Here is a 24,111-nt window from a genome sequence, read left to right on the forward strand (position 1 = left end):
TTTAATACTCCTTTAGTCTGTTCTTAAAAAAACTCATTCTTTACTATTATATCACAACCTAGCCCTTTATCGAAATAAATACTAGAATTCTCTAGTCAGAAAGAGAGTTGTTACATACTTTTTGGGAAGGTATCTTTAATGATAAAAAGTAGGTTTTCAAATCCATCTTTCCATTAATATAGAGTTCTTTAGAATATTATAGAAAACTTAAAGAAACCTTAAACTAAATAAAAAAGTTGAGATTGTAGCCAGAGATAATTCCAAGCTAACAATTCTCAACTCTATTCAATCATTTTTCGTTTATTTTTCTTCTTGCTCACCGATGCCCTTAACGGCTTTCTTAAACTCGGCAAGCATTTTTCCTACTGATTCGCCTAGCTCTGGTAAGCGTTTTGGTCCAAAAATCAACAATGCTCCAAGGACAATGACTATCAAGCCTGGTGCACCAATATCACGTAAGATTCCCATCTTTTTCTCCTTTCCTTTTTCTCTTAATCATCCATTTACTAATAGCGATACTAACCTCATACAATAAGATTAAAGGAACAGTCATCGCTAAATCGCTAATAAAATCAGCAGGTGTCAATATAACAGCCAATACCAATAAAATGAAGTATGCATAACGTCTATAAGCAATGAGTAGTCCAGGCCCAATCAAACCAATTGAGGTTAAAAAAGCAATGATAACTGGCAATTCAAAGATAAACGCTAGTGGTACAGTTGTTTGAAAGACAAAAGCTAGATAATTTTGTGCTGTCAGCTGCGTTTCAAATAAGTTTTCACCTAGTCCCAGTAAGACCTGAAGTATAGCTGGTGTGACAAAATAAAAGCCAAAGACTAATCCCAAGATAAAACAAAGGAAAGTTGCAGGGATATAAGCAAAAATCGCTCCTGCTTCTTCAGTTTTAAGTGCTGGTCGAACAAAACTCCAGACTTGATAGACCGTAAAAGGTAAGGTAAGGCTAAAGGACATTAAACTTGCTAAACGAAGATAAATCCATAAAATATCATTCGGCCCTAAGACAATCAACTTCTGACTAAAGCCTTGTGTGATAAATTGATAAACCTGATCAGCAAATAATAGTGAGACGCAGAATACTAGAAAGAAGCAAACAACTACTGCTAGCAATCTCTTTCTAAATTCTACCAAATGTTCAATAATTGTCAATTCCTTTTGATCCATCACTTTTCACCCTGTCTAATGGTAATTAGAAAAACTACGAGGATAAAGAGAGTCTGACCTGCTAACCCTTCCCAACTAGGGTAAATTCCCAATATATCAATACTTGGTATTCCTGAGATCAGATGGTTTGGAATCATATTTGTCAACTGTAAGGCATGGATACTGACTCCCGTCATCTTAAAGGCTAAGGCATAAATCATCCAAGTCAGGATAAAGAAAACCTTATGAGGTAGAAAAAATTGACTGGCCTTGTTCATCACAAAAGCAATCACGACTAGGACTAAGAGGGCCAGAGAAATTCCTAGGACAAAATCAAAACTAGAAATCCTTGGCAGAACCCCCACATAGAATAAAATCGTCTCAGCACCTTCACGGAATACGGCTAGAAAACTCAGAGCAAACATAGAAAGGAACGATCCTGTTTTCGTGACAGTTTGCATCTGCGATTCTATAAAAGCATTCCATTTCTTAACAGAAGATTTGCTATGAAGCCAAATACCGATTAGAATCATCATGATAACCGCAAAAATCCCGACTGCACCTTCTATGATTTCACGGTTAGTTCCTGAGGTAACTGCTGGAAAGGCAATCTGTAGGATATAGGCAATTAAAAGACTGGCCACTATTCCCGCAAATGCACCACCATAGACCCACTTGAGGCCCTTTCTCATCTTAGCAGCTTTCAAAGTTGTCACAAGCGCCATGACAATCAAGAGGGCTTCTACACCTTCTCGGAGCAAGATGAGCATGGCGTCAAATGCATTATAGGAAGCGCTAGTATCAATTTGAGATAGCTCTGCAATCAAGCTAGAAAGCTTTTCTTGATATTCACTATCCTTTCCCTTAACCATGATGACAGGGCTTTCACTTTCAACCTTGGTATAAAGCGATGGATTGGTTGTACTTACAGAACCTTCGATTGTTGGCCAAATAGTAATAAACTCCTTCATGGTTGCAGCTGCATCACTATCTTGACCAGCTTGAAATTGTGTCAAGGCCTTTTTTAAAAGATCGATTCCATCCTTAAGGGTCAGATTCGAAGATGTCGTCGCTATTTCTGTACCTTCAACAAAGTTAGAAATGGCTTTTTTCAAATCATCAAACGATGCCTGAATAGTATCAAAGTTCGTTGGTTCAGTCTCAATGCTACTACGCAGAAAGGAAATTGCTGTTTCTACTTGCCCATAATGAGATGTACTATGGTCGCGAACCACTGCTTCATTGATGGTCCAGGTTGAATTCATTTTTTTATAGGCTTCTCTTACTGCTTCCAGATCTTGAGAAGCGATTGCCTTGTCTAAGGCTTCAAAACGAGGTTCTAATCGTGAAACAAGTTTCTCTTTTTCTGCATCTAGGTCGACTGGATTTTGCTCTTTCTCAAATGTCAAAAGGGCTAAAGAAATCTGAGTTAGCTGGTCTTCGGTAATATCACCAGTTAAGACTAACTTTTCTTGAACTTTACGTCCAGCTTCAGAGTCAGAATTCTCGACTTTCTCGAAATCTTTGGTCATTTCATCAATTAGTTTTCTTGCCTGATCTTGTTTGCCTTCTTTAACAGCTTTAGTCGCATCAGTTATTTTCACAAAGTAGGGACTCAAATTTTCCTTAGCTCCTACCGGAAAAATCAATAGGAAGAAACAAGCACATAGGAGGATAATACTTTTAGGATTCCAATAATTTCTGCCCAATGTAACCTCCCTTCTCTACTCCACCAAAGCAGGCAAAAAGACCACTACCTATATGGGTAACGTATTCATTCATTTTATCCGTAGCACCTAGATTGGTCTGAACTTTAACAAAGCTATCTGGATCCTTTTGGAAGGAGATAAAGAGCAAACCAGTGTCAAACTGACCAGTCTTTTCATCAATTCCATCAGAATAAGAATAAGAGCGACGCAAGAGAGGCTTATCCACTTCTTTAGCTAAGCGTACATGAGAATCATCAGGAAGAAGGCTTAAATCAACCTCATCAAATTCGTTCTTCTTGCCAAAGGGAGCGCCACTTTCTTTATAACGACCAAAGGTATTTTCTTGTTCCTCGAGATTGGTTCGATCCCAAGTATCTAGAAACATCTGAATGCGTCGAACTGCCATGTAGGAACCATTTTCCATCCAATCCTTACTGTCAGCCCAAACAACCTGATCAAATTCTTTCTCAGTAGTGACATTAGCAGTCCCGTCTTTAAATCCAAAGAGATTCCGAGGAGTTTCCATACGATTACCGATAGCTGCAAAACCTGATTGGCTCCAACGAAGAGTAACGGCATTTCTACCCTTGCGAATAAGGTTACGAATAGCATGAAAGGCAACTTGCTCATCATCAGCACAAGCTTGGATAACTATATCTCCACCCGTGTACTTTTCTCGTAACTGTTCCTTTGGAAATGGAGGTAAATCTCTGAAAAGTTTGGGACGTTTGTTCTCTAGTTTCATCTTTTCTAGGAAACTAGCCGAAATTCCAAAGGTCAGGGTCAAACGATGAGGATTAAGTCCAACTGTTTCTCCAGTATCACTTGGAGGCAAGAGGCTATTGTTACCATCTTTTTTAACCAATTCTCCTTCTACAAGTTTGGCACTATAATCCGTCCAATCCTTAAATAACTGGATGATTTTCTCTTTGTCAGTTGTATGCAAATCTAAAACCACAAAATAAATGTTTTTCTGCATGACAGTTGTAATGCCAGCTTGGTGTTTGCCATAGAAGGCTATTTTTTCATCCCCGTACGAGATTTTCTCCTGACCATCAAGCTTAGGTGAGAAAAAAGCAGAAGCACCAGAGAGTCCAAGTGCGAGACCGGCACCTCCGATACCTGCTTTTTTTAGAAATTCTCGACGGTCCATTTTTTGTTCAAAAAATTTTTCGCCTTTGTTTGTCATATTACTTATTCTCCACCAAGAAATTTACCCATTTGTGATAATGGTTCACCAAGTTTTGTTACTGCTTCAGACAATTCTTTAGTGTCTTCTTTCGTTAAGTCTGTATAGAGCTTATAGTGTTCCTTGTCCGTCATGTGTTTGTCTAACAAACTATTGACAGATTTGAAATCTTCTTCTAACTCTTTAACCAGAGCTGCATCTGATTTTTCAAGCAAGGGTTTAAATAGCTGGAAAATCTTCTCAGCACCTTGGATATTGGCACGGAAATCATACAAATCTGTATGAGAATAAATCTCCTCTTCACCAGTAATCTTACTTGTCGCTACTTCATTAAGAAGGTCAACAGCACCAGTTAGCATAATCTTGTAATCAACATCAACGGTCGCAATCTTAGCCTTTAATTCCTTGATATCATTTACCAGTTGGTCACCATAAGACTCAGTTCCTTTGGTTGTGTTTTCCTCCCAAAGAATGCGCTCGATACGGTGGAAACCTGACCAACCTTCTTCGGTCTTGTTTTCATCTAGATAGTCTGCTAATCGAAAATCAATCTTCACATCAGATTCACCAAAGCTCTCTGCAATCGGCTCTGAACGTTCATAAGACATACGGATTAAAGGATATGCCTTTTTAGCTTCTTCTAACTTACCATCCTTCAAGAGTTGAACAAAACCTTCTGTATCCGTCAATAGTTTATCAATCTGTTCTTCTACAAAGGTTTTGTAGTCACTAGTTGCCTTATCCAATAGTTTTTTGTTATCTTCTGACAATTTTGTAACCTGAGAGGAATTACTTGTCGAGGTTTGTTTTTCAGTCTGTGCCGCACAAGCCGTCAATAATAAAGCCGAAGATAAAAGGATAAAACCAAGTTTTTTCATATAACGCTCCTATTAAATCATGGGAATCCCATTTTTAAAATTTATTATATCATAGTTTTTCTAATTATTCAATAAATTGTCAGAAAATTTAATGTTTGCTCCTTTTAAAATTAGAATAGACTTTTCTAATTAAAATTGTTAAAATAATAGGGAAAATAAAAGAAAAGGAAGCTATATACCACCATGATGAATATGCAAAACATGATGCGTCAAGCTCAAAAACTTCAAAAACAAATGGAGCAAAGTCAGGCTGAGCTTGCTGCTACAGAATTTGTTGGCACTTCTGCTCAGAACCTTGTAACTGCTACTTTAACTGGAGATAAGAAAGTTGTAAAAATTGACTTCGATCCAGCTGTAGTTGATCCAGAAGATATTGAAACTCTTTCAGATATGACTGTTCAAGCAGTCAATGCTGCTCTTGAACAAATCGATGAGGCAACTAAAAAGAAACTCGGTGCTTTTGCAGGAAAATTACCATTCTAATAGCATAAAAAGAGGCTGAATTCAGCCTCTTTTGTCTTATCTAAAAAGTAAAGAATTCCGTTGCCTTCTTTAAAAGTAAATCAGCGTATTCTGGGTCTTCCTGAGCAGTTTCAAGTTCTTCTTGTACCATTTCCAAATTATCCGTAATCATGCCATCTACTCCTAGATGAAGCGATTTGTTAAAGGATTCCGAACTATTGATTGTCCATACATAGAGTTTTTGTTTTGTATTCCAAAGCTTGGTTACAAAATATTCATCTAAGGTAGAATACTCCATGGTATAGCCGGTAGCATTTGTTCTTGGGAAAACGGAATTGTAGGGCAGAATGAAATAGACTGGAATTTCCTTATCATACTGAGTTACTTTTTCAATAACATGATAATCCAAAGATTGCATCTGATGACCATAAACTTTGATTTTCGCCCCATATCGATCTAGAAAATGATCCATCATTTGAGCACTATCATTTTTACTGGTTTTAATCTCAATGAGTAGTTTTTGATTTAGTTGGTTGGCACGATTTAGATAATCATCAAAGCTTGATATCTTAGTTTGATAGCCATTTTCAAAAATATCTATCTGCTTCAACTCTTCCAAAGTTAGATCTTGAGGGGTCACATTTAATCCTGCTAGACTTCTCAGATTCGCATCGTGCATCATGACAAACTGACCATCTTTGGTTTCCTGAACATCCATTTCAACAAGGTCTGGTTTTAATTGAGCTGTTTTTTCTAGGGATTCTACAGTATTTTGCACGCCATTAGCATTGGAAACACCACGGTGGGATATCACGCGCGGAGGATTTGCAACAGGTGCTTCTAAATAGACATAGCCTTCAATAGCAAAGATGACACTCGCACACCCCATAACTCCCCATCTCATGAGATGGTCTTTTTTTCGTCTCGGTATAATATCCAATTCCTCACCTGTTAAAAATGAAGTGAACTTAACCAAGAAGTAAGTCAGGGCCATATAGTGGATATTTTTAATCAAGATATAGTTTGAAATAGCAAGAATCAAGGATTCTCTTTGTGTGAGACCATCCACTAAAAACTGGACAATCAATAGTGGGATTAGAAGCAAGTAAAAGAAAAGATTTGTTTTGACAACAATGAGAAAGAGATGCCAAGCGTAAAACCAGAATTGATTTCTAGTTCTTTCAAGACTATAGAGCACAGCTTCCTTGACTGTCATCTTATCATAAAAGATTTTTGGAAGAACAAATACCAACTTAACAGAAACGTAGAGGAAGAGGATTGACAAGATGATTATACCTAGCCACCACATCCAGTATTTATCTTCCATGTATGTCTGAATAAACTCTGGGATTACGATTTTATTAAAATAATAAATCTTTAAAAACTTCCTGATAAAAGGAAAAAGCATGGCAACATAGAAGAAGATAAATAAGGCTTTTGTAATTGTCAGACCTTTCATAAAGACAAGACTCTCACGAAAGACCTTACGACTGTATTCTATCAGTGTTCTTTTCTCATGATAAAGAAGATGACGCGCCCCTATAAAGAGAAGACTGAGTTGAAAATAAGCAACTAAAAGGTTAAGAATGATTAAGATTAAGAAGCCAATACTGACTATAGGAGCATTTTTGATAATGGCAAAAATGTTATTGTAAGAAATAAACAAATAGCCCGTCTGACTTAGCAAAAAACCCGCTATCAATGAATTCAAAGGTAACCAAATATAGTCGACCAACATAAAGATTAGAAAAAATAGAAAGAGGATTTTATCCAGATTTAAGTAAATCTTTTTAAAACCCAATTTTTTAGGCTTTTCAGGTTTCATAAAACCTCCTAATCAAAAAGCTGTGATAAATCTAAACCACCAAAAGGATTAGAGTTAAGACTACTCTTGACGTCCAGTAAGATTTTACTTTCGTCAGACTCTAGGAATACTTCATAAACACGCGCAGTCATACGAGCATCCTCTAAACTGTTATGAGATTGTCCCTTAAATCCTAGAAAACTTGCAACAGTTTGTAACTTGAGATTTGCAATCCCGTGAAGATCCGAACTACGTCGCTTAAAAGCTTCATCATAGAGATCCACTTGATATTGGCTACTATAATCCAAACCATGTTCCAATAGAATCGGTAAATCACTCTTAGCTGCATTATAGCCAACGATAGGTAATTGACCAATAAAGGCTTGAAAATCTTTGAGAACATCTTCCACCTTCGGAGCATCCTTCAAGGTTTCAGATGTGATACCCGTTAAACCGTTTATAAAACTTTTCAATGGTACATCGGTATGAACATATGAGTCAAATGCTCCTACTTCTTCACCATCTTTAAAACGGACCGCAGATACCTGAATCAAGTGAGTTTTATCTTGGTGTTTATTAAATTCCAAATCAAATGAAATGTAATCTCTTAATTTTTCCATCTTATCCATTCCTTACTGTATTTGTAAAAAGAAACTACTTGGTTATACCTAGAAACCAAGCAGTTTTTTCTTATCCTCCAAATAAGCGAGCAAAGAAGCCTTTCTTCGTTGCTTGTACTTCTTGCTTAGCCTGATCCAACTCCAACTGAAGGTTTTCTTGGTCCTTCATGGCTTGTAGGGTTAACTGTTGTTGTTGATCCAATTGCTTATCTTTTTCTGCGATTTGACGGTCTTTGACACGCATCTGTTCATCTTTTTCAGCTAACTGTTTGTCTTTAGCCTTTAACTGCTCATAAAGACGGATGATTTCAGCGTTCTTTTCATCAACAAGAATCTCCATCAACTCCCGTTGCTTCACATCATCACTAACAGGTTCATCTTCAAAAATAGTTTTTTTGTAGATTTCTTCAAGCTTAATCAAGCCACTGCGAGTTACCACAGTAACTCCTTTATCATTTTTAGTCGTATCTTCTTCAGGTAATTCCTTGACACGGTTATTGATTGCTTGGCGGGACAAGCCCAAGACCTCAGCAATCTCACTAACAGTCATCTCAATACTCATAATATCCTCTGAAAGTTTTCTAGCTTTTCTTTATTTAAATATTATCATAAGCAAGCAAAACTGTCAAATATCACCGTGTTTTCAACCCTTTTTCAAAACAATCTCTCTTCTAAACTAAATTGTCTTTCAGCTTTTTTAAACTAAACATCAGTTTGCAATTTTACCACCTGCTCTAATCAATTGAAAACCTTTCTTGGTTTATAAAGAGTATCCCGTTTCTCTAAAATGGCTAATAACTTATCACCTTCAAAACCAGCCAATTCCTTCTCGGTTTGTTCCAATTCAATAAAGCGACCAAAACGCACTTCTTCTGCCTGCTCTGGAGTCAAATACACCTTGACCAAGTCACCTGTCCCAATCTCCAAGGGATAAAGAAAGTCTAATTCACCAGCTTGTACCTTTTCCTCAATTTCACTCAAGGTCAAAGCATCATCTAACTGTAACCCAGCTGCACTTGTTCGTGTTAAATAAGACATATGAGCAGCATAGCCAAGTTTTTCTCCTAAGTCAACCGACAAGGTACGAATATAGGTTCCCTTACTGCATTTTACACGAAAAGTAAATAGTGCCAGATTATTTTCATAGGAAATAGGGCTGGTTCTTTCAAAACTATAAATCGTCACCTGACGTTCTGGACGCTCCACTTCCTGACCAGCACGCGCATACTCATAGAGCTTGCGACCATTGACCTTGACAGCAGAGTACATAGGTGGAATCTGAGTGATAGGACCTGTCAGACTGGCGATTGCTTCATCGACAAGATTCTCATTCAAAGGTGACAAAACTGGTGTCTCTGAAACTACCTCACCACTAGCATCCTCGGTAGTCGTAGAATAGCCCAGAGTAATTTCACCCTTGTAAATCTTGCCTTCGTCCTGCATAAACTCGACCATGCGAGTCGCCTTACCAACGGCAATCGGCAAAACGCCCACCACATCAGGATCTAGCGTCCCACCATGACCAATCTTCTTGGTTCCCAAAATCTTACGTAGCTTAAAAACTGCATCATGCGAGGTCATCCCCGCCTCTTTTTTTAAGTTGATAATACCGTTCATGTGTTGCTTTCTACTCCCCCTTCAATGCTTCAAACTTAGCCTTCATGGTTGGATTTTTGCGGGTTAATTTTTTAACGGAAACATCTTCCAGCTTGTTGTTTGCAAGGCGGAGTTGGTTTTCGGATGTGGTTAGGAATTTCTTCACCTCTTCCATTCGCTTAATAGCCTTGTCGATTTCGTCAATAGCCTTGCCGAAGTTGACAGAAGCTGAGTTATAATTCTTTGCAAAAGCTACCTTGAAAGCATCCAAGTCTTCCTCGAAATGCGTAATGTCAATATTTTGCTCGCGAACCAAAGCCAATTCCTGCTTGTATTTGAGAGAATTCAGTGCAGCATTGCGCAAGAGACCAATCAACTGAATAAAGAATTGAGGACGAATGACATACATCTTCTCATACTCGTGGCTGACATCGACAATCCCAGTATTGAAGTAATCATCGTCAGCCTCAAGCATAGTTACCAAAACAGCATACTCACAGTTCTTCTCATGACGATCCTTGTCCAATTCCTTGTAAAAATCCGAATTCTTATGCTTCTTCTCAGTACCATCAGCTTCATTTTTCATCTCAAACATGATGGAAATGAATTCTAGTCCATTTTCATCAAAATCACGGAAAATAAAATCACCCTTAGAACCACGTGCTGAAACCTTATTGTCCTTCTCAAAGTATGCATTTGGAAAGGCAAAGCTTCGAACCTTGTTAAACTCACTTTCTGCATAGTGTTCCAAACTTTCACCGATTGCCTTGGTTGATTGTTGCGCTTTGAAATTCTTGTAAAATTCAACCTGCTCACTAGCTGCCTTGAGCTGGGCTTCGTAGTTTTGTTTAACAGAAGCTAGAGACAACTCATTTTCTTTTTCTTGTAAGAGGAGCTGATTTTTGACCTGATCACGTTCTTTCTCTAGATCAGACAGTGTTTTTTGCAGTTGGTTCTCATGTTCCAAGCGCAAGGTAGCCAGCTGATTCTCCAGTGCTTGAACTTCTTTTTCTTTCTCTAGCAGACTTTGACTAGCACTTTGCTCTACTTCCTTTTTGGCCAATTCTTTTTCGGTATCAAAGTTGTTAATTTGACTTTGAAGCTGGGCAATTTCTTGGTCTTTTTGCGCTAGTTTTGTCTGCTGTTCATTCATGGCTTTTTGCTCAGCCAAGGCCAGCTCTTGTTTCATGCGTTCATGCAATTCCTTATCAAACTCTACAGTTCGAACTTGAGAAATCAGCTCTGCATATTGGCTTTCATTGACTGTAAATACTTCGCCACAATTGGGACATTTAATCTCGTTCATGTTATTCCTCTATATTTATCTATTCTACATTCATTATAGCATGGAAAAACAAAAAGAAAAAGCTGGAATGAATCCAACTTTTAATCTACGTATGTATCTTCGTTTTTATTTAAGAAGGCGTAAGGCAATCCCATCAGTAGACCACCACCAATAAAGTTACCAATAAAGGTTACACCCCAGTGACGAAGAATATTTCCAATACCGAAGTTTGCGATTGAATCAGCAGCAACACTGAATTTCACGATAGCAAATGATGCAAAGTTTGCGGCAATGTGTTCATTTGTTAAGAATACAAACATGTAAATCGCAGATAGAACTAACCAAAGTTTAGCTCCCCCATCTTTGACTAAAACAAATGAAAGAATTGCGATATTTACAAAGACATTAGCCAAGATAGCTTCAAGCAAGACTAGTTCATTTGAACGGCCCAACTTCATTTCCACAACTCCAGAAATAAAGCTATCATGTGTTAGGTTTGCATAAGCTGCTGAATGGGCGAAGCCCCAACCTGCTATAAGCGCACCGATCAAATTAAAGAGTGTACAATAAAGAGTGTACAATATAGAAGGATTTCAGCTGTTTTTCTCCAGCTAATCTTTTTCAAAAAGCTACCAGCTGTTAAGAACATCATGTTAGATGTTACTAACTCAGCATTCAAGAAGACAATGTAAGCCAATCCCCAAGCGAAAACAAATGGGAAGAGGAAACGTCCACTACCAGGAGCAATCTTATTAATCAAGTCAGCTCCAACTGCACCAGCTGCTGTACTAAATGTTAAGAATGCACCAGCAAACATTGAACGGATAGCATACTTGAATTTACTTTGACTGTAAAGACTTTCCTTTTTCTTACAAGCAAACTCAATTTTTGAGATAAATTCTGAAGAAACCATATAAACTCCTAAAACTTTTATTTGTGAATATTATAACATAAAATCGAAATTATGGGAAGGCTTTCTTAAGACATAACTTTAAATTCTTACTAATTTTAGCAATCCTTTCCATCCTTATTCTATACATTTATTTTATTAATTTATAATTATTATTTTAGTTAGGTTTATATTTTCTATACTAAATTATTTAATATATTTTACCAATTGGAGTAATAATAAATTTCTGAAATAAAGATTAGATTAAAGTTATCAGCCAGTAATGACTGCATTTAATTCTAAATAAAAAGAGAATCGCGATGATTCTCTCTTCTTCTATTACACCAATATAAAATACTCAGGTCTAATCAACGTAAGTTTCTTCGTTTTTATTTAAAAAAGCGTATGGTAATCCTATCAAGAATCCTCCACCAATCAAGTTGGCGATAAAGGTAACTCCCCAATGGCGTAGGATATTTGGAATATCAAAGTTAGCAATTTGGTCAGAAACAATGCTGAATTTAATAATGCTAAAGGATGAAAAGTTAGCTGCAATGTGCTCGTTTGACAAGAAAACAAACATAGAGATAGCTGATAAGATAATCCACAACTTAGCACTGCTATCCTTAACCAAAATAGAAGATAGAATGGCAATATTTACAAACATATTTGCCAAAATCCCCTCCAACAATACCAAATCACTAGGTCTTGCTAACTTCTTAGCAACAATCTTTGCTAGATAACTATCGTGAGTCAAATGTGAAAATGCTGATGAATTAGCAAAGCACCAACCTGCCAAGATAGCTCCAACTAAGTTGAAAAAGGCACAATAGAGTAAGATAATAAAAACTTTCTTCCAATCAATCTTCTTCAAGAATGTTCCAGCTGTCAGGTACATCATGTTTGATGTGACCAATTCAGCATTTAAAAATACAATGTAAACCAGTCCCCAAGCAAACACAAAGGGAAAAAGAAAATAGCCAGCACTAGGAATGATGCTATTGAGTAGATCAGCACCGATAGCCCCAGCGGCTGTACTAAAGGTTAAGAAAGCACCTGCAAACATCGAGCGAATGGCATATTTGAACTTACTTTTGTCAAATAGACTTTCTTTCTTATGACAATAATAATCAATCTTTGAAATAAATTCTGAAGAACTCATATAAACTCCTAAAAATTTTTCTGTTACTATTATAACATAAAAAAACCTTAAGGAAATAAAGATTTTTTCTTTTTTTTAATTAATTTCAGACCTTATTTTTCCATCATCTTTTTTAGAAATCCTTACCCAAGCTACAGCGAATAATCATTACCATCTAGTTATTAGTTGCCAAAGTTCATAATTTCTTCCCTACTCATTCCAACAAGCTCTGAAACCCACAAGCCCACAATATCTGACAAAACAGAATCGCAGAGATATTCATTCTCACCATGACCATATTTACAAGTGAAAAGAGGGGTTCTTATGGCTGATTGATAAAATTTTAAGGCTAACTCTTGCAGTTTCTCAGGGTGAAATTCGAGTCCCAACTTTTGTGCAAGTCCAGTTCTCACTTTATCCCAATCTTCGCCTTTTGACTGGTAGTTTTCTCTTGCTTTTTTGAGAAATCCTTGACAGAATTTTACCAAAAAATCCTTGTTTTGATAGAGCAAACGACAGGAAAAGTCTGAGATAGAACCAGCATGAAGTAAGAAGGTAAGCAGGTCATCAAGGCTTTCTGCCACTCTCCCAACTTGGCCTTCACTCCCTATAAAGCCGATACTCTCATCCTCAAGAATTACATATTCTCCCCCACTACCGTCTTTAGCAAAGGCTATGGGCGAAAGAGAATAAAATTCATTGTTCTGAGAAAATTCAACCTCTTTCAACTGGTCATAAAAGAGAATATCGCATTCTTGCATCAATAAAATTCTTAGTTGTTTATTTTCTCTTATTACTTGTAGTTGATTCATATTAGCTACTCTCCTAGCTTTGACAACTGTCACAAGTGACAACAATCCAATTTTAGCAATCGACTCTTAATAATAATAGATTTTAATATGGCACTTCTTGGCCACATTGGCAAGATTTTTCAATAACTCCTCGTTTCTTTTGCTTTTTCCAAAATGAAAAGTAAAAGATTTTCCATCTTTCCTTGTAAAGTACAGATGATACCTGTCCCCATTCATTCTTCTCCCTCGAACGTAATCAATATCAATCTGTCTAATTTCAGCTAGAGGAACAATCCTTTTTCTAAAAAGAATAATCGTGTGAATGTATAATCTTCCCTTTGCAATATGAAAAGGATCCAACATACTCCCACCACTTTTTAAAGATGTCTTAACTCTTTGGAAAAAAAGATAGAAATAAAATAGTGCTAAAAAAATTAACAAAAATCTAATGACCTGATTTTTCCAAAGGACTTCAAAAACTGAAATACGATAACCATACATATTAAAATAATCCCTTTTTTCCTTATTATATCACTTTTATTGAACAACTAGTTTTATGGACAAAGAAAAAGACTGAACAACGTTCAGCCCTTTTCAATAATATTTGATGTGATATCTTTATCTAGTCAAATCAAGACGTTTACCGATTTTTCCGATAAGAATAGCACCAACAATCAAGGAAGCGAATTCTCCGATAGCAGTTGTAAACCAAGTTAAGAAGAAAGGTGCTTCTGCTACGATGTTCAATTCAGCAGCAATGGTGATCATTGAAATCGAAAAAAGAATTGAAAAGAAGAAATGATCTTTACGAATCAATCCATTAAAAAGATAGTCTTTACTATATTTGCTAAACAACCATACGCCTAAACTTAGGAAGACAAGCGTAGAGCCCCCACCAACTGCGACGTCGATGATTCCAAAACTGAAGAAATTTGCAATCATACATCCAAGAGTAACACCGATAATGTACTTAGGATTGTAAAAGGCAAGGAAATTCATCATTTCAGAAATACGGAACTGATAAGCACCGTAACTGATAGCATTAAGGGGTGGTGTGATTGTCAAAACCACATAAATGGCTGCGACAATGGCAATATCTGCCAAATCACGGACAGTTAGTTTTTTCATGTTTTCTCCTTTAGCGATTAACCCGCGTATAATATGCTTGGTGAAAGAAGCTAAGCACCAAGGGTTGAGCAAGTCAACCTTTCAAGTATAGCACATTTATGTCCTTTATGCTATACTGTTTTTATGAAAAGATACATAAAAAAATTTTTCGACAATGAAATCCTCTCCTACTTATTTTTTGGAGTTGCAACTACACTTGTTTCTATCATTGTTCGTATCACTATTTTTTACTTTTTCCAACAAGAATTATGGGCGACTGCTCTGGGAAATATAGCTGGAATTTTGTTTGCTTTTTTCACCAATGATACCATTGTTTTTAAACAAAAACGAAAAAATTGGTTCAAGCGTCTGATAAAATTTACGACCGCAAGATTCATTACCTTCCTCTTAGACCTGCTTCTAACCTTTATTTTTGTGACGAGTTTCCCCCATATTATCGGTCAGTTTGTAGGTGATAATCTCAATACTATCAATACAATTGAGACTATTTTTGCACAAGTTACTATCATAGTCCTCAATTACATCTTCAGTAAAGTTTTTGTTTTTAAAAAACACTAAGCATATTTCTTGCATTCAACAGATGATTAAGTTATAATTTGGATTGTAAAAATTTCGAAAGGAAAAAGAAAATGTTAAAAGATCTTAAAGAATTTTTACTCCGCGGTAACGTTGTAGACCTTGCTGTCGGTGTGATCATCGCTTCTGCTTTTGGTGCTATCGTTACTTCATTTGTTAATGATATCATCACTCCACTCCTATTGAACCCAGCCTTGGAAGCTGCGAAAGTACAAAACATCGCTGAGCTTGCATGGAATGGTGTTACATATGGTAAATTCTTGAGTGCTGTTATCAACTTCCTTGTAGTTGGTACTGTTCTATTCTTTGTGATTAAAGCTATGGAAAAAGCTCAAAGCCTTACTAAAAAAGAAGAGGTTGTTGAAGAAGCACCTGCTGGTCCAACTGAGTTGGAAGTTCTTCAAGAAATCAAAGCTCTTCTTGAGAAAAAATAATCATATAGAGGATTCGGTTCGATACTGAATCCTTTTTTATTCTCCTTTTGCTGAGCTTAGAAAAAACTTGAGTTCAGCTCTCTTTTTTGATATAATAATTAAAGTTTCCACCCTTAGTGTAATGGATATCACGTAAGATTCCGGTTCTTGAGATGGGGGTTCGATTCCCTCAGGGTGGATATTTTATAAAGAACTTGCTAAAATCTGTAGATAAAGCTGTAAGTATTCAGGTTCCATAATATTTCTAGTGGATAAATTCCCTATAGATATTATGGAGTCTATTTTATTATTGAAAAGGTTTACGTTTATCTAGGCTTCAGTCTAGTTTTTTTATAATCGGAAATGCCTCTGTAAGGACGTCTATCCCAAAATTAATTCCCTGTACTTGATAGTGATAGATGGGGGCAGGATAAAACTTTTGGACTCTGTTTTTAAGGTGAGTGTCTTTCATTTCAAGTAAAATCCCATCTGATAAATAGGGAAATTCTGATCCGCTAAGTAAATCTTCTTCTAGTAAATTCAGGTCCCATCCCTCATCAATAGATCTGCAGAAAAGAATCTTACCAAAATCAATACAGTATTTTAACTTTTGATCCTTTAAGCCCTCAAGAAAAATTTGTAGGTGATTTTCTTGAGAAAGTTGACACCGTAATTCATACCAATCATACTCTATTTCCTCACCAATATGAACCCACTTCATTTTTAACCAACCTCTTCTATCCTTATATCACTCTCTTGATTTTTATAGAGAACTAAGTCAAAAACTAGATTCTTTGCACAAATACGAAAATGAACCAAATCTTCTTCAGCCAAAACTCCACCCGCCCTATGAATCACTTCTGTAATCAGGCTACTGGTCTCTAGCTTACAAATCGGGGATTCAAGCTCTGGCGAACTAGGAATCTGATGAAGAGCATCAAATAAGTTACTATCTGTAATTTGGTTAAAATGACAGAAGGGAAATTTCAATCGAATCAGATGTTTCTTTCCCTTCAAAGTCATCGTAGAAATCTCATAATGACTATTTTCACTAAAAGCTGCACTAGCTTCATATTCATCTTCTGGAATAATATAGTAAAATGAACCTAAAACAGTACGTAGTGTGGTATAATCTTCTTATGGCATATTCATTAGATTTTCGTAAAAAAGTTCTCTCCTATTGTGAGCGAACAGGTAGTATAACAGAAGCATCACACATTTTCCAAATCTCACGTAATACCATTTATTGCTGGTTAAAGCTAAAAGAAAAAACAGGAGAGCTAAACCATCAAGTAAAAGGAACAAAACCAAGAAAAGTTGATAGAGATAGACTCAAAAACTATCTTACTGACAATCCAGATGCTTATTTGACTGAGATAGCTGCTGAATTCAGATGTCACCCAACTACCATTCACTATGCTCTTAAAACTATGGGGTACACTCGAAAAAAAAGAACCACACCTACTTTGAACAAGACCCAGAAAAAGTAGCCTTATTTCTTAAAAATTTTAATAGTTTAAAACATCTAGCACCTGTTTATATTGATGAAACAGGATTCGATACTTATTTTTATCGAGAATATGGTCGCTCTTTAAAAGGTCAGTTAATAAAAGGTAAAATATCTGGAAGAAGATATCAGAGGATCTCACTGGTTGCAGGGCTAATAAATGGTGAGTTAATCGCTCCAATGACTTACGAAGAGACTATGACGAGCGACTTTTTTGAAGCTTGGTTTCAGAAGTTTCTCTTACCAACATTAAACACACCATCAGTTATTATTATGGATAATGCAAGATTCCATAGAATGTGTAAGCTAGAGCTCTTATGTGAAGAATTTGGGCATAAACTTTTACCACTTCCTCCCTACTCACCTGAGTACAATCCTATTGAGAAAACATGGGCCCATATCAAAAAGCATCTCAAAAAGGTATTGCCAAGTTGTAGTACTTTTTTCGAGGCTCTTTTGTCTTGTTCTTGTTTCAATTGACTATAGATTTCCACTCTAGCATTAAATCTCTCCCACCACTATTTTCTCATCTCACACGCTTTCTCTATAAAAATCTAAAGTAGTTTGAAAAACGCAGTATTGATTTACTGTTAAATCCATCCTTTTTCCTTAAATTCAGCAATACGAGCTAAATCCTCATCTGAAGGTTTATTGGAAACAATTTCTTTTGTAATAACCGAATACTCTTTGTTCCATTTTTTAAGAATTGCAATAATAGAATCTGAAATCCTGATATCTCTTTTCGAAATTGACTCTAAATTCCACTCTTGAATTTCAGAAAGTCCCATAACTTTTGTGATTTCGATCTTAGAAGCTGCATATTCTTTTTTCTTTTTAGCAAAGTAACCATTTCCTGCTATAATATTTAACTTCTTTTCAAATGGTAATTTATTGCCTATATGCTCGATTTTCTCTCGGATTTTATGATCTGATTCATCGATAAAATAGTTAGTTTGCCATTTTTGAGGGAAGATATGCTCGATTTCCCATTTACTTGGTAATAATGAATCCTGATGTTTATAAGCAAGTGTTTTAAGCAACATTCTCACCACATTACGGTGAGGATTTTGGATTCCTGCTTCAAGTTGAGCTTGGTCTAGTTCTTTGAAATCAAATTTAGGAATATCTGATATAACAATTGCTGAATTTAATTTCAAAATATCACCTTTAACAGCATTGATAGTTGGAATAAGAATGTATTTTGTCATTAGTTCAGCGAGTAATTTGTTTAAGAATCTTGCAAATTTATCCTCAAAGTTTTTATCCTTACGATAACAAATATAATATATAATCACCGGATATTTCCAGAACTCATTAGGATATGAAGTAAGTGTATCTAATGTTTGTTTTATCTTTATATTTGATGACCAACTCTCATCTTCCAGCACTTCACCTTTATTAATTACTTTCCATAATTCGATCATTACGAATAAATTATCTAATAATTCAGATTGATAAAGGCGTTCAAATTTGTTACTCGAATAGTATTTTCTGACACCTGGTGTAGTACTTTTAGTATCTTTTTCCAAAGCCCTAAGATAGAACATATAGTAATAAAATAATTGTTGGATACTTTCATTAGCTGCTGTAGCTTGTTCATCAAGCTCTTTCCAGCGTTCAATAAATGTTTCCTTATCTTTTCCCTCAAGATGGTTATAAATTTTAGCTTTAAATATATCAGCATCAGATAGCGGTAAACCTCTGTCATTTAAAGTAGAGAAAATAGTCAATGCTGTATCTTGGGTATCAGCAGTTATTGGTAAAAGAATAGCTTGATTTAATAGGGAATAAATGAACTGATAAATCATCAAGGGGTTATCACTTGAATGTTTATCAAGTAACTCCTGAAAATGAATATAATTTCTAGAATAATTATCTTTAGAATCTTTATTCGCTCTTCCAGTTTCGAGAATTTTACGAAGAATTTCATTACCTTCATTATTAACAACACGTGATGTTAGAAGAGTAGTCTTATAATCAACTGTTCCAGTCAGTTTATTAGTGCGCCAGATTGAGGGTTCAATCTTACCAATAAAATTGTTCGCTTCTGGAGTTCGTTCTGATAATGGAGAATTAAATAGCTTTGTGTAAATCGCTCTTAACAATAAAAACAGAGAGGTAATACGTTGCTGACCATCAATAATTTCCTGTTCACCATTATCATTTTCATACGAAACGATACTTCCAAGAAAATACGAACCTTCGCGTTCAGTACCCCCATTACTGACGGTAAATTCCCATAAATCTTCAAACAGTGTTTCAACCTGCTCATCTGTCCAAGCATAAGGACGCTGATATTCTGGAATAACAAATGGTTTTGTTCTTCCACTACCAAGTAGTGCCTCAACACTCTGCTTATTAACTTCTATTGTAGTTGGCATCTTAAACCTCCATATTATATTTGCTAAAATACTACATTTTTTTATTGATTATTTTGAACACTATATCAAATCGCTTTAACTGGCAATCCTACAAACTTAAAACGAACTTTGGTTGACTATTGTAGCTCCTCCATCGCTTCTTTAATATATCCTTCTACATCTTCAATCTCTACAAACATTGGGTCTAGGTGACATAAGAAGTGCCATTCTTCGTTGCCTTTTTTTCTATAGACAATCGCTTCACCGTCTTCACTTCCGAAAAAGCTTCTGTCGACTTCGTACCCTTTGCTTTCTAAGAAAGCTTTTGCCTTGCGGAAGTTTGCTTCTCTGGCTTCGACATAGACTTTCACTTCATCGTTGTTAATGACATAGGCATCGACTTTTGTAAACCCTTCGACCACTCTATCGTTTGGTTCGGATAGATTCGAAATTTCTTTCCAAATAATGTCCACATTTTCCTCAGAATTAAACGAAAACCTAGATAAAGGGACAATATTTCCATTGAACACAATTTCCATATAATCGGGCAAGTGTTTAGGGTTAAAATACTCCACTTCAAACTCATCTTCTGTTTCTAAAGTATATCCAGGGATTTGAGCTACAAAGGCTTTACCCTCCTCTAAAGAATCAAACACGACTAAATCTTTTTGATAATCACCTTGATACAATTTCAATATAACTATCGATAACCCTCCTCCACATTATTACGTTAATGTCAATAGTCATACCTCTTAAACGATTGTCAAATAAGGTTGCTTAACTTCATAATTTTTTCTCTTTGTTATGTTTAAATTTTATGCAATGTTCTGCTGCCTTTATGACTGCTTCCTCGAAGCAAACTAGACGCAATCGGCTCCCATTCATAACCACAGATTCTGCATCTAGCTTTTACTGGCGAATGTCTCCCTGTGTAATTACCGATAATTTCTACATTAGGATTAACAATAGCAATTTTTTGTTCAAATGCTTCCTGGCTATTAACAAAACTTACATGCGCCAATTTGGTTCCACACTTTCTGCAACTATCTCCGGAAAGTAACTTTGCCGGAACAGCATCCCATTCAAATCCACATTTTTTACAACGTACCAATAACCTTCTATTTGCATTCTGATAAGTGCCTAGAATTGCAATTGACGGATTCACACCAGACATCCTTCTCACAAAAATATCATGCGTCATTGATTTTGCATTAGAGTATGCATTTTTTTCAATCTGCTCCCACTCTTCGTCATCAATCTTTTCATTCAATCCGACTTCACTAAATAATTTTTGTATAAAACTTCTGATAATTGAGTGATTTGCAATATTTAAATCTTCTGCAAATGTGTACACATTATTCTCAAAAGGTGCTGTCCGTCCCTTAGGGAATTTATCATAAATTGTGATAAGCCTGATACCTTTTTCAGAGCACAAAACCCGTTTTTGCTTATCTCTTCGTATTGATTTCTTATGGAGCCACCAGTTACCAGGTTCAATTGCGAATTTCAGCGAAGAGATGAGGATATCAATTTCCATTCCTATCGTCTTTTTATCTCTAGAAAGAACCTGATCTGATCCAAGTACACTTTGGAAACATAGTAGAATAGCTTGTTCCATAAAGCTGGTCCCGCTTTTTGCACACCTTGGGCACCCATGCCCAGCAAGAATCGAATACGGTTTTGTTTCCCAATCATTTCCACATCGTGAACAGTGTAGTTTTATATTTGTATGTCCATTAATATATTCACCATGTACCTCTATAGAATCGTCAACTACTTTTAAGTCTTCTATGAACCGCTCTGTTGTTTTTAATCCCGTTTTACCACTATTATTTATTGCGCCTTTCTTTGCAGAACATGATGGGCACCCTTTTCCTTGGAGCAAACTATATGCTAACGGATTCCATATCTTTCCACAAGTCTTGCATTTGACTTGGACTTGCTCGACTGCCTTGGTATACGTTCCAAGGATCTCAATATTAGAATTTATTTCTTTCATTTCGAGAATAAATTTCTCTGGTGAACGAGTCATTAAAATCACCTACTTTATTAAATCAGTCTTTGTCAAAATCAAATCATCACAGAAAATCTGTCCTAATGAGAAGAGCACACGCCTCAACATGTGGTGTTAGCAATCTTCTATTTTATAGAATGAAAGGGATAGAGTTGTTGTTTAAAATTAAACTTTAGAATGAAACTATTTTATAGTTACCATTTTTCCAACTTTATAGTTGATAATTGTCACTTGATAAATTTACTTGCTAGTTTGTATACTTGTTGAATCTCTTTACTATTAATATCCCAACCATCAAGTTCTTCTTTAATCAACTCCGGGAATTTCTTACTAATATCCCTTAAAGCATTTCCAACTGATTTTCTCACATATTCGCTTGCATCTTTTTTTAAGTTGGCAATCCTTTCAATAGCTTCATTCGGATTTTCCTTGAAATATGGTCTATTTGTCCATATTCTTAGTCCCTCCGTAACAGCTCTCCTTGTATTAGGATTATTGTTTTTTAACCATTCATCAATTATTGGAAGTGCTTTTTCATATCCTTTTTTCTTGCAGAATTCATCAAATGCTTTTGCTAATACTTCTTGAACTCTCCAATTGTCATCCTTTGAAACCTCATCCCTCATGAAGATCAAAATTTCTTCATATGATGACAAATATCCAAAGAGAAATACACTGTACATTCTAACTTGATATACATTGGATTTAAAAGCTAAAAATGCTAATTCTTTGGTATACGCATTATCGTTCGAGAGATAGTCAGCAAGAGCTCTTTGCTCTTCTTCTTTAAATCCATTTTCTATTAAAGAGAATTCTTTTTCTAAATTTAAAATATATTCTTTCATGTAACTTGAACCCGAAACAACATCCCAATTTTCAAGATATTTCTCGATAGGTATTAATAAAGAATTGAATTCATTATAATATGAGCAAATAATCTTGACATTTTTTCAAATTGATATTTAAACCCTTTTATTATTCAACCGATTCTCAATCAAATACCAACTAGGAATGATTTGCTTCATATCATCATACCATTCTAAAATTTCCTTAGCTTGATTTTGCATTACTGCTATTTCTTCGATTCCGTAAGGAACAGCCCATGGCAGAGCACCAACTATGTTATTTATAATATAGATAGCAAGAAGTTTCCAAAATAAATCTGGAACCTTACCATCAAAATATCCATCTATCATACCAGAGGCAAAAGAAGGTGAAACTTGAGCAGACCATACAATACGATTGAATTCCTCCCAAGGATCTCCAAGATCAAATCGATCAAAGTCAATGACATAAATTTTACGATCTTCACCAATCATGAAATTCCCGATATGATAATCTCCATGTTGGAAAACCTGTGGTCTATCTTTTAACAATTCTCGATTTGCATTTAAAAAATCAATAAAGATCTGACCATTTTCATATTGGACGGGACATTCTTTGTATTTGGAGATTTTATCATCAATTTTTCGATTAAAAAAACTTTCCCAATCTTCACGAACTTCTGTAACAGGAAGTGAATGAATTTTTCGAAGTATACTTCCTGCTTCTACTCCGTAAGTGTATTGTTGTTCTTTTGAAACAGTTAAAATGGTTTCTCTTGCATCTTTCCCGTCTATCCATTCGTGTAAAGAATGTACTCCATCATCGCAGAGTTCAACGCTAATTGGTTTACACATCGGAACTCCAAGAGAAGCTACTTTCTCCATCATATCAAATTCAAATTTTTTAGAATCTAACTTCTCCTTATCAGAAACACGCAAGAAATATTTTTGCTGATTTTGATCTGTCACACAATACTTTTTATCATCTGACCAACCTTTATTTATGGCTATCTTACTACTAAAATTCATCAAGCACTCTCCGATTCATTTCACAACACTTTTTGCAGTTTTCACTAGTAACCTATCCAGTTCGTCTACACTTTAGTTACCTAGATCAAGATTTAGATAATGGAAACTAGTCAATTTTCTCAATAATGTTTCCAAGTTTATCCAATACAAGACATGAATGATCATTTAGTGGAATTATGGGAACATCAACAAGTTCTTCAGCTTTATCCTTATTAGCTTTATCATTCCAGGAATCATAATGAACACTAATTAAAAACTGACTAAAAAGTCCCAACCCATTTTTAATCTTTAACTGATGATCTGAATTATCATTAGGTGAGACATAGACTTTTTCTCCTAATAATAGGGCTCCTGCAGAAAAACCTATAACTTTCGCCCCTTTATTCAGCATACGATCGATATAATTTTTGAACTGCTGATTGACGTAAGTAGCTAAATACTTTTCCGTATTTCCACCACCGATAATGATGACATCAACATCTAGATAGCTATCAAAAATAATCTGCTCAGTGTCCAAGAGTAAGTAATCAGTGTTTAGATTAGGAAATTGACTTTGGAAAACTTCCGTGTACTTTTTCATATACGGTTCCCAATTTTCTCGATAAACTGTAAAAATGACAATTCTTTCAATCTTCCTTGATGACACAATTTTATTAACAATCGTATAGTTCTTTATCGGCGGATTTCCACCCATCAAAAAAATTTGTTCGTCCAATCTTTCACACTTTCTAAAG

26 protein-coding genes, 1 tRNA gene, 1 pseudogene and 1 riboswitch are annotated in these 24,111 nt (G+C 35.7%); of the genes and pseudogenes, 5 read left to right on the top strand and 23 right to left on the bottom strand.

The genetic code is table 11. From position 1 onward, the window contains the following. Nucleotides 1-300: 300 nt before the first annotated feature. Genes O3658_RS00870 through efeO form a run of 5 tightly spaced genes read right to left on the bottom strand, consistent with a single transcriptional unit; the run spans nucleotide 301 to nucleotide 4,938 of the window. Nucleotides 301-468: a twin-arginine translocase TatA/TatE family subunit gene (locus O3658_RS00870; protein WP_000512114.1), complete on the bottom strand. Its 168-nt coding sequence runs from the start codon at nucleotides 466-468 to the stop codon at nucleotides 301-303. Then, nucleotides 452-1,183 (bottom strand): twin-arginine translocase subunit TatC, encoded by a 732-nt coding sequence (gene tatC, locus O3658_RS00875; protein ID WP_371558948.1) that lies wholly within the window; start codon nucleotides 1,181-1,183, stop codon nucleotides 452-454. Before tatC ends, O3658_RS00870 begins: the two co-directional genes overlap by 17 nt. Then, the gene (locus O3658_RS00880) at nucleotides 1,183-2,871 is read right to left on the bottom strand and encodes an FTR1 family protein (RefSeq protein ID WP_371558949.1); all 1,689 of its coding nucleotides are present in this window, start codon (nucleotides 2,869-2,871) and stop codon (nucleotides 1,183-1,185) included. The genes tatC and O3658_RS00880 overlap by 1 nt, the downstream gene beginning before the upstream one ends. Beyond that, on the bottom strand, nucleotides 2,846-4,060 hold the full coding sequence (gene efeB, locus O3658_RS00885) for an iron uptake transporter deferrochelatase/peroxidase subunit (protein ID WP_371558950.1): 1,215 nt from the start codon (nucleotides 4,058-4,060) through the stop codon (nucleotides 2,846-2,848). Before efeB ends, O3658_RS00880 begins: the two co-directional genes overlap by 26 nt. A gap of 5 nt (nucleotides 4,061-4,065) precedes the next feature. After that, complete coding sequence (gene efeO / locus O3658_RS00890; RefSeq protein ID WP_371558951.1) at nucleotides 4,066-4,938, bottom strand: iron uptake system protein EfeO; 873 nt, start codon at nucleotides 4,936-4,938, stop codon at nucleotides 4,066-4,068. Nucleotides 4,939-5,121: 183 nt separating this feature from the next. Between efeO and O3658_RS00895 the strand changes: the two genes are divergently transcribed. After that, entirely contained in the window at nucleotides 5,122-5,421 is a 300-nt protein-coding gene (locus tag O3658_RS00895) for a YbaB/EbfC family nucleoid-associated protein (protein ID WP_371558952.1), read from the top strand. A gap of 40 nt (nucleotides 5,422-5,461) precedes the next feature. On the opposite strand, the gene O3658_RS00900 is transcribed toward O3658_RS00895, so the two are convergent. From O3658_RS00900 to O3658_RS00945, 10 genes and pseudogenes are all read right to left on the bottom strand, one after another. Further along, on the bottom strand, nucleotides 5,462-7,225 hold the full coding sequence (locus O3658_RS00900) for a glycerophosphoryl diester phosphodiesterase membrane domain-containing protein (protein ID WP_371558953.1): 1,764 nt from the start codon (nucleotides 7,223-7,225) through the stop codon (nucleotides 5,462-5,464). An 8-nt stretch (nucleotides 7,226-7,233) separates the two neighbouring features. Further along, nucleotides 7,234-7,824, bottom strand: coding sequence for a 3'-5' exonuclease (locus tag O3658_RS00905; RefSeq protein ID WP_371558954.1), 591 nt, complete (start codon nucleotides 7,822-7,824; stop codon nucleotides 7,234-7,236). A gap of 70 nt (nucleotides 7,825-7,894) precedes the next feature. Continuing rightward, complete coding sequence (gene rocS / locus O3658_RS00910) at nucleotides 7,895-8,386, bottom strand: chromosome segregation protein RocS (RefSeq protein ID WP_000021254.1); 492 nt, start codon at nucleotides 8,384-8,386, stop codon at nucleotides 7,895-7,897. A 176-nt stretch (nucleotides 8,387-8,562) separates the two neighbouring features. Then, on the bottom strand, nucleotides 8,563-9,441 hold the full coding sequence (gene truB / locus O3658_RS00915; protein ID WP_371558955.1) for a tRNA pseudouridine(55) synthase TruB: 879 nt from the start codon (nucleotides 9,439-9,441) through the stop codon (nucleotides 8,563-8,565). A 10-nt stretch (nucleotides 9,442-9,451) separates the two neighbouring features. Continuing rightward, nucleotides 9,452-10,726, bottom strand: a complete 1,275-nt coding sequence (locus O3658_RS00920; protein WP_371558956.1) for a DUF2130 domain-containing protein — start codon at nucleotides 10,724-10,726, stop codon at nucleotides 9,452-9,454. An 80-nt stretch (nucleotides 10,727-10,806) separates the two neighbouring features. Then, a pseudogene (locus O3658_RS00925) lies at nucleotides 10,807-11,618 on the bottom strand (formate/nitrite transporter family protein). 340 nt (nucleotides 11,619-11,958) lie between these two features. Next, nucleotides 11,959-12,756: a formate/nitrite transporter family protein gene (locus O3658_RS00930; RefSeq protein ID WP_371558957.1), complete on the bottom strand. Its 798-nt coding sequence runs from the start codon at nucleotides 12,754-12,756 to the stop codon at nucleotides 11,959-11,961. A gap of 161 nt (nucleotides 12,757-12,917) precedes the next feature. Continuing rightward, entirely contained in the window at nucleotides 12,918-13,547 is a 630-nt protein-coding gene (locus O3658_RS00935; RefSeq protein ID WP_371558958.1) for a hypothetical protein, read from the bottom strand. Between the two features lie 66 nt (nucleotides 13,548-13,613). Next, nucleotides 13,614-14,027: a hypothetical protein gene (locus O3658_RS00940; RefSeq protein WP_315639080.1), complete on the bottom strand. Its 414-nt coding sequence runs from the start codon at nucleotides 14,025-14,027 to the stop codon at nucleotides 13,614-13,616. 117 nt (nucleotides 14,028-14,144) lie between these two features. Beyond that, entirely contained in the window at nucleotides 14,145-14,654 is a 510-nt protein-coding gene (locus O3658_RS00945) for a QueT transporter family protein (protein WP_371558959.1), read from the bottom strand. Beyond that, nucleotides 14,652-14,749, bottom strand: a riboswitch (PreQ1 riboswitch). (Overlaps the previous gene by 3 nt.) A gap of 28 nt (nucleotides 14,750-14,777) precedes the next feature. Here O3658_RS00945 and O3658_RS00950 point away from each other — a divergent pair. From O3658_RS00950 to O3658_RS00960, 3 genes are all read left to right on the top strand, one after another. Continuing rightward, nucleotides 14,778-15,212: a GtrA family protein gene (locus O3658_RS00950; RefSeq protein WP_049526581.1), complete on the top strand. Its 435-nt coding sequence runs from the start codon at nucleotides 14,778-14,780 to the stop codon at nucleotides 15,210-15,212. 71 nt (nucleotides 15,213-15,283) lie between these two features. Continuing rightward, nucleotides 15,284-15,664, top strand: coding sequence for a large conductance mechanosensitive channel protein MscL (gene mscL, locus O3658_RS00955; RefSeq protein ID WP_049526579.1), 381 nt, complete (start codon nucleotides 15,284-15,286; stop codon nucleotides 15,662-15,664). A 107-nt stretch (nucleotides 15,665-15,771) separates the two neighbouring features. Next, a tRNA-Arg gene (locus O3658_RS00960) sits at nucleotides 15,772-15,843 on the top strand. Between the two features lie 137 nt (nucleotides 15,844-15,980). Here the strand turns inward: O3658_RS00960 and O3658_RS00965 are convergent. Both O3658_RS00965 and O3658_RS00970 read right to left on the bottom strand, forming a co-directional pair. Continuing rightward, on the bottom strand, nucleotides 15,981-16,364 hold the full coding sequence (locus tag O3658_RS00965; RefSeq protein WP_371558960.1) for a hypothetical protein: 384 nt from the start codon (nucleotides 16,362-16,364) through the stop codon (nucleotides 15,981-15,983). A gap of 2 nt (nucleotides 16,365-16,366) precedes the next feature. Further along, nucleotides 16,367-16,666: a hypothetical protein gene (locus O3658_RS00970; protein WP_371558961.1), complete on the bottom strand. Its 300-nt coding sequence runs from the start codon at nucleotides 16,664-16,666 to the stop codon at nucleotides 16,367-16,369. A gap of 116 nt (nucleotides 16,667-16,782) precedes the next feature. Here O3658_RS00970 and O3658_RS00975 point away from each other — a divergent pair. Beyond that, a protein-coding gene (locus O3658_RS00975) for an IS630 family transposase (protein WP_371558962.1) occupies nucleotides 16,783-17,630 on the top strand; the annotation gives its coding sequence in 2 pieces (ribosomal slippage) (nucleotides 16,783-17,101 and nucleotides 17,101-17,630; 849 coding nt in all). A 110-nt stretch (nucleotides 17,631-17,740) separates the two neighbouring features. Here the strand turns inward: O3658_RS00975 and O3658_RS00980 are convergent. The 6 genes from O3658_RS00980 to O3658_RS01005 form a co-directional block, all read right to left on the bottom strand. Then, entirely contained in the window at nucleotides 17,741-19,531 is a 1,791-nt protein-coding gene (locus O3658_RS00980) for a DUF262 domain-containing protein (protein WP_371558963.1), read from the bottom strand. Nucleotides 19,532-19,647: 116 nt separating this feature from the next. Continuing rightward, entirely contained in the window at nucleotides 19,648-20,214 is a 567-nt protein-coding gene (locus O3658_RS00985; RefSeq protein ID WP_371559014.1) for a hypothetical protein, read from the bottom strand. A 104-nt stretch (nucleotides 20,215-20,318) separates the two neighbouring features. Beyond that, nucleotides 20,319-21,542 carry a hypothetical protein gene (locus O3658_RS00990; protein ID WP_371558964.1) on the bottom strand — a complete coding sequence of 408 codons (1,224 nt, stop codon included), beginning with the start codon at nucleotides 21,540-21,542 and terminating at the stop codon, nucleotides 20,319-20,321. Between the two features lie 209 nt (nucleotides 21,543-21,751). Beyond that, entirely contained in the window at nucleotides 21,752-22,369 is a 618-nt protein-coding gene (locus O3658_RS00995; RefSeq protein ID WP_371558965.1) for a DNA alkylation repair protein, read from the bottom strand. A gap of 117 nt (nucleotides 22,370-22,486) precedes the next feature. Next, nucleotides 22,487-23,377, bottom strand: coding sequence for an aminoglycoside phosphotransferase family protein (locus O3658_RS01000; protein WP_371558966.1), 891 nt, complete (start codon nucleotides 23,375-23,377; stop codon nucleotides 22,487-22,489). Nucleotides 23,378-23,483: 106 nt separating this feature from the next. Continuing rightward, nucleotides 23,484-24,092 (bottom strand): Type 1 glutamine amidotransferase-like domain-containing protein, encoded by a 609-nt coding sequence (locus O3658_RS01005; RefSeq protein ID WP_371558967.1) that lies wholly within the window; start codon nucleotides 24,090-24,092, stop codon nucleotides 23,484-23,486. Between the last annotated feature and the right edge of the window lie 19 nt (nucleotides 24,093-24,111).

Origin of the sequence: Streptococcus sp. 27098_8_69 (assembly GCF_041432445.1) — a bacterium.
GTDB lineage: Bacteria > Bacillota > Bacilli > Lactobacillales > Streptococcaceae > Streptococcus.

Excerpts from the sequence above, each read along its gene's own strand:
- O3658_RS00870 (WP_000512114.1), bottom strand. The coding sequence starts at position 468 with ATGGGAATCTTACGTGATATTGGTGCACCAGGCTTGATAGTCATTGTC.
- tatC (WP_371558948.1), bottom strand. The coding sequence starts at position 1,183 with ATGGATCAAAAGGAATTGACAATTATTGAACATTTGGTAGAATTTAGA.
- efeB (WP_371558950.1), bottom strand. The coding sequence starts at position 4,060 with ATGACAAACAAAGGCGAAAAATTTTTTGAACAAAAAATGGACCGTCGA.
- efeO (WP_371558951.1), bottom strand. The coding sequence starts at position 4,938 with ATGAAAAAACTTGGTTTTATCCTTTTATCTTCGGCTTTATTATTGACG.
- O3658_RS00895 (WP_371558952.1), top strand. The coding sequence starts at position 5,122 with ATGATGAATATGCAAAACATGATGCGTCAAGCTCAAAAACTTCAAAAA.
- O3658_RS00900 (WP_371558953.1), bottom strand. The coding sequence starts at position 7,225 with ATGAAACCTGAAAAGCCTAAAAAATTGGGTTTTAAAAAGATTTACTTA.
- O3658_RS00905 (WP_371558954.1), bottom strand. The coding sequence starts at position 7,824 with ATGGAAAAATTAAGAGATTACATTTCATTTGATTTGGAATTTAATAAA.
- rocS (WP_000021254.1), bottom strand. The coding sequence starts at position 8,386 with ATGAGTATTGAGATGACTGTTAGTGAGATTGCTGAGGTCTTGGGCTTG.
- truB (WP_371558955.1), bottom strand. The coding sequence starts at position 9,441 with ATGAACGGTATTATCAACTTAAAAAAAGAGGCGGGGATGACCTCGCAT.
- O3658_RS00920 (WP_371558956.1), bottom strand. The coding sequence starts at position 10,726 with ATGAACGAGATTAAATGTCCCAATTGTGGCGAAGTATTTACAGTCAAT.
- O3658_RS00930 (WP_371558957.1), bottom strand. The coding sequence starts at position 12,756 with ATGAGTTCTTCAGAATTTATTTCAAAGATTGATTATTATTGTCATAAG.
- O3658_RS00935 (WP_371558958.1), bottom strand. The coding sequence starts at position 13,547 with ATGAATCAACTACAAGTAATAAGAGAAAATAAACAACTAAGAATTTTA.
- O3658_RS00940 (WP_315639080.1), bottom strand. The coding sequence starts at position 14,027 with ATGTATGGTTATCGTATTTCAGTTTTTGAAGTCCTTTGGAAAAATCAG.
- O3658_RS00945 (WP_371558959.1), bottom strand. The coding sequence starts at position 14,654 with ATGAAAAAACTAACTGTCCGTGATTTGGCAGATATTGCCATTGTCGCA.
- O3658_RS00950 (WP_049526581.1), top strand. The coding sequence starts at position 14,778 with ATGAAAAGATACATAAAAAAATTTTTCGACAATGAAATCCTCTCCTAC.
- mscL (WP_049526579.1), top strand. The coding sequence starts at position 15,284 with ATGTTAAAAGATCTTAAAGAATTTTTACTCCGCGGTAACGTTGTAGAC.
- O3658_RS00965 (WP_371558960.1), bottom strand. The coding sequence starts at position 16,364 with ATGAAGTGGGTTCATATTGGTGAGGAAATAGAGTATGATTGGTATGAA.
- O3658_RS00970 (WP_371558961.1), bottom strand. The coding sequence starts at position 16,666 with ATGACTTTGAAGGGAAAGAAACATCTGATTCGATTGAAATTTCCCTTC.
- O3658_RS00980 (WP_371558963.1), bottom strand. The coding sequence starts at position 19,531 with ATGCCAACTACAATAGAAGTTAATAAGCAGAGTGTTGAGGCACTACTT.
- O3658_RS00990 (WP_371558964.1), bottom strand. The coding sequence starts at position 21,542 with ATGACTCGTTCACCAGAGAAATTTATTCTCGAAATGAAAGAAATAAAT.
- O3658_RS00995 (WP_371558965.1), bottom strand. The coding sequence starts at position 22,369 with ATGAAAGAATATATTTTAAATTTAGAAAAAGAATTCTCTTTAATAGAA.
- O3658_RS01000 (WP_371558966.1), bottom strand. The coding sequence starts at position 23,377 with ATGAATTTTAGTAGTAAGATAGCCATAAATAAAGGTTGGTCAGATGAT.